Raw genomic sequence first — 6187 nt, 5'->3', positions numbered from 1 at the left:
GCCGACGGCGACGGCTTCGCGCTGCCGGACGGAGCCGGGGTGGCGCTGCCGGACGGTGCCGGGGTGGCCGGCGGCGGGGTCGCGGACGCGCCGCTGCCGTCGGCGATCTTCAGGACCTTCCGGAAGCGCAACTCGGCGGCCTCGCCGACCTCGTCGATGTTCCGGTTCTCGCCGGGCAGGGAGACCACGATGTTCCGGTCGCCCTCGGTGACCACCTCGGCCTCGGCCACGCCGAACGCGTTGACCCGGCTCTCGATGATCCGGCGGGCCTCCTCCAGGCTCTCGGAGTTGGGGGCCCGGCCGTCGACGCTGTTGGTCGCCTCCAGCGTGAGCCGCGTTCCGCCGACCAGGTCGAGGCCCAGTCGTGGCTCCAACCGGTCCTTCCAGCCACCGCTGGCGTTGCCCGCGAAGAACACCAAAAGGTAGAGGACGACGAAGATGAGCCCGAGCACGGCCAACTGCCGTCCGGGGCGCATCTGTCCCTGAGGTGGTGCCACGGCTGTCCTGTCTCCCTGTACGGTCGCGCCGCTGCCACAGCGGCGAGGTCGGGCCGGTCACCCGGCCGACGGTTTACCGGAACCGACGTCGCGAGCGGCACCGCCGGCGGGCCGACGCACAGGCGTCGACGGTCGTGCCGGCGTGCCGACGCCCGGCGTCGGCCCTACTATCCAGTTTTGTCGCCGCGCCCGCTGCCCGGTGGGCGGACCGGCCGGATCCCCGGACGGCCCTCCGCACCCCGGCCGGATGCGCGGTCACTCCTTGACGGTGTCCGCGTCCTCGGTGACGGGCTCCTCGACGCGCTCGACCTGGCTGACCACCCGGGCGATGGCCGGACGGGCGTAGCGGGTCTGCACGCCGGGGGCGACCTCGAGCAGGACGGTGTCGTCGTCGACGCCGGTCACCGTGCCGTAGAGCCCGCCGATGGTGACGACCTCGTCGCCCGGGGAGAGTGCGGACTGCATGGCCTCCGCCTCACGGCGACGCTTCTGCTGGGGGCGGATCATCATGAAGTACATGACGCCGAAGAGCAGGGCGATCATGAGGATCGGCGTGAAACCGCCGGCTCCCCCGCCGCCCGCTGCTGCGTAAAGCACGGTGTGTGACCTTCCCATTGGCCTCCGGGCCGGCACGAGGGGCGCCGGAGCGGAGGCGGATTCTCACGTCCTGTACAGACCGGCGCGAGTCTAGTCCCTGCGCCTGGGAACACACCCATGAGGTGCAGATCACGTTCGGATCACGGCTGATCGGGCGCGCTGGAGAACAGATCAGGCACGGAAGGGGCATCCGTGCCAAATGTACCATTAGGGGGCGTACGGCCCAGGTGTCGCCAGGCCGCCTCGGTGGCCACCCGACCCCTGGGCGTACGGGCCAGCAGGCCGGCGCGCACCAGGAAGGGCTCGCAGACCTCCTCCACCGTGTCCGGCTGCTCCCCCACCGCCACCGCCAGGGTGGACAGGCCCACCGGCCCACCCCGGAACGAGTCCACCAGCGCGGTGAGCACCGCCCGGTCCAGCCGGTCCAGGCCGAGCGCGTCCACGTCGTAGACGGTCAGGGCCGCCCGTGCGGTCTCCAGGGTGACCACCCCCTCGGCCCGGACCTCGGCGAAGTCCCGCACCCGGCGCAGCAGCCGGTTGGCGATGCGGGGGGTCCCCCGCGAGCGGCCGGCGATCTCCGTGGCGCCCTCGTCGGTGATCGGCACCCCGAGGATGCGGGCCGAGCGGTGCAGCAGCGTCTCCAGGTCGGCCGGCGAGTAGAAGTCCAGGTGCGCGACGAACCCGAACCGGTCGCGCATCGGGCCGGTCAGCAGGCCCGAGCGGGTGGTCGCGCCGACCAGCGTGAACGGCTCCACGTCCAGCGGGATCGCGGTCGCGCCCGGACCCTTGCCGACGACCACGTCGACCCGGAAGTCCTCCATCGCGCTGTAGAGCAGTTCCTCGGCCGGCTTGGCGATGCGGTGGATCTCGTCGATGAACAGCACGTCGCCCTCGGCGAGGCTGGTGAGGATCGCGGCCAGGTCACCGGAGCGCTCGATCGCCGGGCCACTGGTCACCCGGATCCCCGCGCCCAGCTCGGCCGCGACGATGTTGGCCAGGGTGGTCTTACCCAAGCCAGGCGGGCCTGACAGGAGGATGTGGTCCGGCGGGGAGCCGCGCCGCATCGCGCCCTGCAACAGCAGGTCGAGCTGGTCCCGGACCCGGTGCTGCGCGATGAACTCGTCCAGCCGCTTCGGGCGGACGCTGACCTCCGCGTCCCGGTCGGCGTCGTTGACGTACGCCGAGACCAGGCCGCCGTCCGGACCGGTCATCGGGTCCTGCCCAGCAGTCGGATGGCCTGCTTGAGCAGGACCGGCACCGGCGGTACCGGACCGTCGACGGACTCCGCCACCGCGGCCACCGCCTGGTCGGCCTGCCCGGCCGTCCACCCGAGCCCGACCAGCGCCTGGCGGACCTGCTCGGGCCAGGCACCCCCGGTCACCCCGGCCGCGCCGTCGGCGCCCACCGGAACCGGCCCGATCCGGTCGCGCAGCTCCAGCACCAGGCGCTCGGCTCCCTTCTTGCCGATCCCCGGCACGCGGGTCAGCGCCGCCGTGTCGGCATTGGCGACCGCCTTGCGCACCGCGTCCGGGGTGTGCACGGCGAGCACCGCCTGAGCCAGCCGCGGGCCGACTCCGCTGGCGGTCTGCAACAGCTCGAAGAGCTGCTTGGCGTCGTCGTCGGCGAAGCCGTAGAGGGTGAGGGAGTCCTCCCGGACCACCAGGCTGGTGGCGAGCCGGGCCGGCTGCCCCACCCGCAGGTCGGCGAGCGTCCCCGGGGCGCACTGCACCGCCAGCCCCACCCCGCCGACCTCGACCACGGCATGGTCGGGACCGGTCGCGGTCACCACGCCGCGCACACTGGCGATCATCTGGCTCCTCCTCGTCGCACCCGGTCCGCCGCGGCGGCCAGCTTCGTCCGCGTCCCGCCGCGCCACACGTGACAGATGGCCAGGGCCAGGGCGTCGGCGGCGTCGGCCGGGCGGGGCGGCTCCGCCAGCCGCAGCAGCCGGGTGACCATCGCCGTCATCTGCTTCTTGTCCGCCTGACCCGAACCGGTCACCGCCGCCTTCACCTCGCTCGGCGTGTACGTCTGCACGGGCAGCCCGGCGCGGGCCCCGGCGAGCACCGCGATCCCGCTGGCCTGGGCGGTGCCCATCACGGTGCGGACGTTGTGCTGGCTGAACACCCGCTCGACGGCGACGCTGTCCGGACGGTGCTCGGCTACCAGCTCGGTGAGGGTGCGGTCCAGATGCAGCAGGCGCACCGGCAGGTCGTCGCCGGGGTCGGTGTAGACGACGTAGTAGGCGACCAGCGTGCAGGGGCGGCCCGGCACGCCCTCGACCACGCCGACCCCGCACCGGGTCAGCCCCGGGTCGACGCCCAGCACGCGCACGCCGCCTCCTCCCACCCGTCGGCAGTACGTGTGTTCGACACCCTACCGATGCCCCGGAACGCTCGTCGCCCGGGACACGCCGTCACCCCTGCGGTCAGGGGCGGGACGGGTCGGGCTCGATCGCGACGAGGACGTTGTCGCCGTCGTCCTTGCCGGCCCGGATCCGGGCCGGCACCGGCAGCAGCCAGCCGGCGCGCCGGTCCCGCCAGACGCTGGTGGACCAGGTGCGACCGTCCACGGTGGCGGTCACCGGCACCCGCCCGAAAGGCCCGGCGGAGGCGGGCGCCTGGTCGGGCGGTACCGGGGCGAAGACCCAGCCGCCCGGGCCCGACCAGCGGACGAGCGTCGCCTCGAAGGTTTCCTGCCAGCTCCGCTCCCCGTCGGTCATGCGTGCCCCCTCGACCTCGCGCCGATCGTCGACCGCGAGGATGCCACCCGGATCCGACACCAAGCCGGCCCGTTGCCGCCGGCGACATCCGTCCACACACCTTGAGGGGCGAGTATGTGTCGCCGCCCCATGTGCGCCCGGCCACACAGCTCGTAACTTCTTGCGCCATGACGGCAGAACCCGTGGCGGTCCCCCACGTCGTACACGTCGACCTCGCAGGTCGTACCGCCCTGGTGACCGGGGGCGGCAGTGGCATCGGTCGGGCGTGCGCCCTACGGCTGGCCGCCGCCGGGGCCAAGGTCCTCGTGGTGGACCGCAACACCGAGGCCGCCAAGGCGGTGGCGACCGAGGCCGGCGGCCGGGCCGAGGGTGTCGACCTCGCCGACGCGGCTGCGGTGGACCGGCTCGACGCCGACATCGACATCGTGGTGAACAACGCCGGGCTCCAGCACGTGGCACCGGTGCAGGACTTCTCCCCCGAGCGGTTCGCCTACATCCACCGGGTGATGGTGGAGGCACCGTTCCTGATCGTCCGCCGGGCGCTTCCGCACATGTACGCGCGGGGCTGGGGCCGCATCGTCAACATCTCCTCCGTGCACGGGCTGCGTGCCTCGCCGTACAAGGCGGCGTACGTGTCGGCCAAGCACGCCCTGGAGGGCCTGTCCAAGGTGATCGCGCTGGAGGGCGCCGCGCACGGGGTGACGGCCAACTGCATCAATCCGGCGTACGTGCGCACCGCGCTGGTGGAGAGCCAGATCGCCGACCAGGCGGCCACCCACGGCATCCCGGAGAGCGAGGTGGTCGAGAAGATCATGCTGGCCCGGGCCGCGATCAAGCGGCTGATCGAGCCGGAGGAGGTGGCGGAGCTGCTGGCGTACCTCTGCTCCCCGCCGGCGGCGTTCATCACCGGCGCCTCGATCGCCCTCGACGGGGGCTGGACGGCGAACTAGTGGCACCCCGCACAATGTCGGTCATGTCGTCGCCGGTGGAGTTCCTGGAACTGCTAGCCCGCGAGGCGGCCGCGGTGGAGTTCGAGGGCCCCCTGGTGGCCGCCCGCGCCGCCGGCCTGCCCGCGGACCGGCTGGCGGAGCTGGAGCAGGCGAAGACGGTGGCGCTGCGGGTCCGCGCGCTGCTGGAACGCCGCCGCCGCCGGGAGACCGAGCTGTCCGGCCTGTACGACACGGTCAGCGACCTGGCCGGGCTGCGCGACGTGGACGACGTGCTGCGCGCGATCGTCCACCGGGCGCGCACTCTGCTCGGCGCCGACGTCGCCTACATGACCCTCAACGACGACGAGCGCGGCGACACGTACATGCGGGTGACCGACGGCTCGGTCTCGGCCCGGTTCCAGCGGCTGCGGCTGCCGATGGGCGCCGGCCTCGGCGGTCTGGTGGCCCAGTCCGGGGCCCCGTACGTCACCGCGAACTACCCGGAGGACGACCGGTTCCACCACACCGGGGAGATCGACGCGGGGGTCGGCGAGGAGGGGCTGGTGGCGATCCTCGGGGTGCCGCTGCGGCTGGGCTCCACGTCGATCGGCGTGCTGTACGCGGCGAACCGCTCGGCCCGGCCGTTCGCCCGCGAGGAGGTGGCCCTGCTGGTCTCCCTCGCCGCGCACGCCGCGGTCGCCATCGACACCGCCCGGCTGCTGGCCGAGACCCGCGCGGCGCTGGAGGAGCTGTCCGCCGCCAACACCACCATCCGGGCGCACAGCACGTCGGTGGAGCGGGCGGCGGCGGCGCACGACCGGATGACCGCGTTGGTGCTGCGCGGCGGCGGCGTGGAGGACGTGGCCGCCGCGGTGACCGAGGTCCTCGGTGGCGCGCTGCTGGCGCTGGACGCGGAGGGGCGGCTGCTGGCCCGGGTCGGGGAGATCGACGAACCGGACCGGGCGGACATCGTGGAGGCGGTGGCCGCGTCGCGTACCGAGGGGCGCAGCGTCCGCCGGGGTCACCTCTGGTACGCGGCGGTGGTGGCCGGCGCCGAGAACCTGGGCGCGCTGGTGCTGCGCCCGGACGACGAGCTGGTCGACGCGGACCAGCGGATCCTGGAGCGCGCGTCGTTCGTGACCGCGCTGCTGCTGCTGTTCCGTCGTACCGTCGCCGAGGCGGAGGGGCGGGTCCGCGGCGAGCTGCTCGACGACCTGATCGCCCGTCCGCTGCGGGACACCGACGCGCTGCGCAGCCGCGCCCGTCGCCTCGGCGTGGACCTGGACGCCCCGCACGTTCTCGTGGCGGTGGGCGACGACGCGATCGCCGCGACCGGCTCCGCCCGGCTGCGGGTCCTGTCGTGGGCCACGACGTACGCCTCGACCCGGGGTGGCCTGGCAGCGGCGCGCGACGGCCGCGTGGTGCTGATGCTGCCGGGCCGG

The 6187-nt window shown here is 73.8% G+C and carries 7 protein-coding genes and 1 pseudogene; 2 read left to right on the top strand and 6 right to left on the bottom strand.

Going from position 1 to position 6187, the window contains the following annotated elements:
- The 6 genes and pseudogenes from AB0I76_RS20225 to AB0I76_RS20200 form a co-directional block, all read right to left on the bottom strand.
- Positions 1 to 497 (bottom strand): annotated as a pseudogene (locus AB0I76_RS20225) (protein translocase subunit SecD); the annotation flags it as partial.
- A gap of 255 nt (positions 498 to 752) precedes the next feature.
- Complete coding sequence (yajC, locus tag AB0I76_RS20220; RefSeq protein ID WP_357037530.1) at positions 753 to 1094, bottom strand: preprotein translocase subunit YajC; 342 nt, start codon at positions 1092 to 1094, stop codon at positions 753 to 755.
- Between the two features lie 140 nt (positions 1095 to 1234).
- Positions 1235 to 2305: a Holliday junction branch migration DNA helicase RuvB gene (gene ruvB / locus AB0I76_RS20215; RefSeq protein WP_357037527.1), complete on the bottom strand. Its 1071-nt coding sequence runs from the start codon at positions 2303 to 2305 to the stop codon at positions 1235 to 1237.
- The gene (gene ruvA / locus AB0I76_RS20210; RefSeq protein WP_357037524.1) at positions 2302 to 2904 is read right to left on the bottom strand and encodes a Holliday junction branch migration protein RuvA; all 603 of its coding nucleotides are present in this window, start codon (positions 2902 to 2904) and stop codon (positions 2302 to 2304) included. The genes ruvB and ruvA overlap by 4 nt, the downstream gene beginning before the upstream one ends.
- Positions 2901 to 3428, bottom strand: a complete 528-nt coding sequence (gene ruvC / locus AB0I76_RS20205; protein WP_357037521.1) for a crossover junction endodeoxyribonuclease RuvC — start codon at positions 3426 to 3428, stop codon at positions 2901 to 2903. The genes ruvA and ruvC overlap by 4 nt, the downstream gene beginning before the upstream one ends.
- 94 nt (positions 3429 to 3522) lie before the next feature.
- Complete coding sequence (locus AB0I76_RS20200; RefSeq protein WP_357037518.1) at positions 3523 to 3816, bottom strand: DUF1905 domain-containing protein; 294 nt, start codon at positions 3814 to 3816, stop codon at positions 3523 to 3525.
- A gap of 167 nt (positions 3817 to 3983) precedes the next feature.
- Here AB0I76_RS20200 and AB0I76_RS20195 point away from each other — a divergent pair, with 167 nt between their 5' ends.
- Both AB0I76_RS20195 and AB0I76_RS20190 read left to right on the top strand, forming a co-directional pair.
- Positions 3984 to 4766 carry a 3-hydroxybutyrate dehydrogenase gene (locus AB0I76_RS20195; RefSeq protein WP_357037515.1) on the top strand — a complete coding sequence of 261 codons (783 nt, stop codon included), beginning with the start codon at positions 3984 to 3986 and terminating at the stop codon, positions 4764 to 4766.
- A gap of 14 nt (positions 4767 to 4780) precedes the next feature.
- On the top strand, positions 4781 to 6187 hold a 1407-nt coding region (locus tag AB0I76_RS20190), incomplete at its 3' end, for a GAF domain-containing protein (protein ID WP_357037533.1).

The organism is Micromonospora sp. NPDC049799 (assembly GCF_040656655.1).
Lineage (GTDB): Bacteria > Actinomycetota > Actinomycetes > Mycobacteriales > Micromonosporaceae > Micromonospora.
Note: the sequence above shows the minus strand (reverse complement) of the source record. Positions and strands in the feature narration are given on the sequence as shown.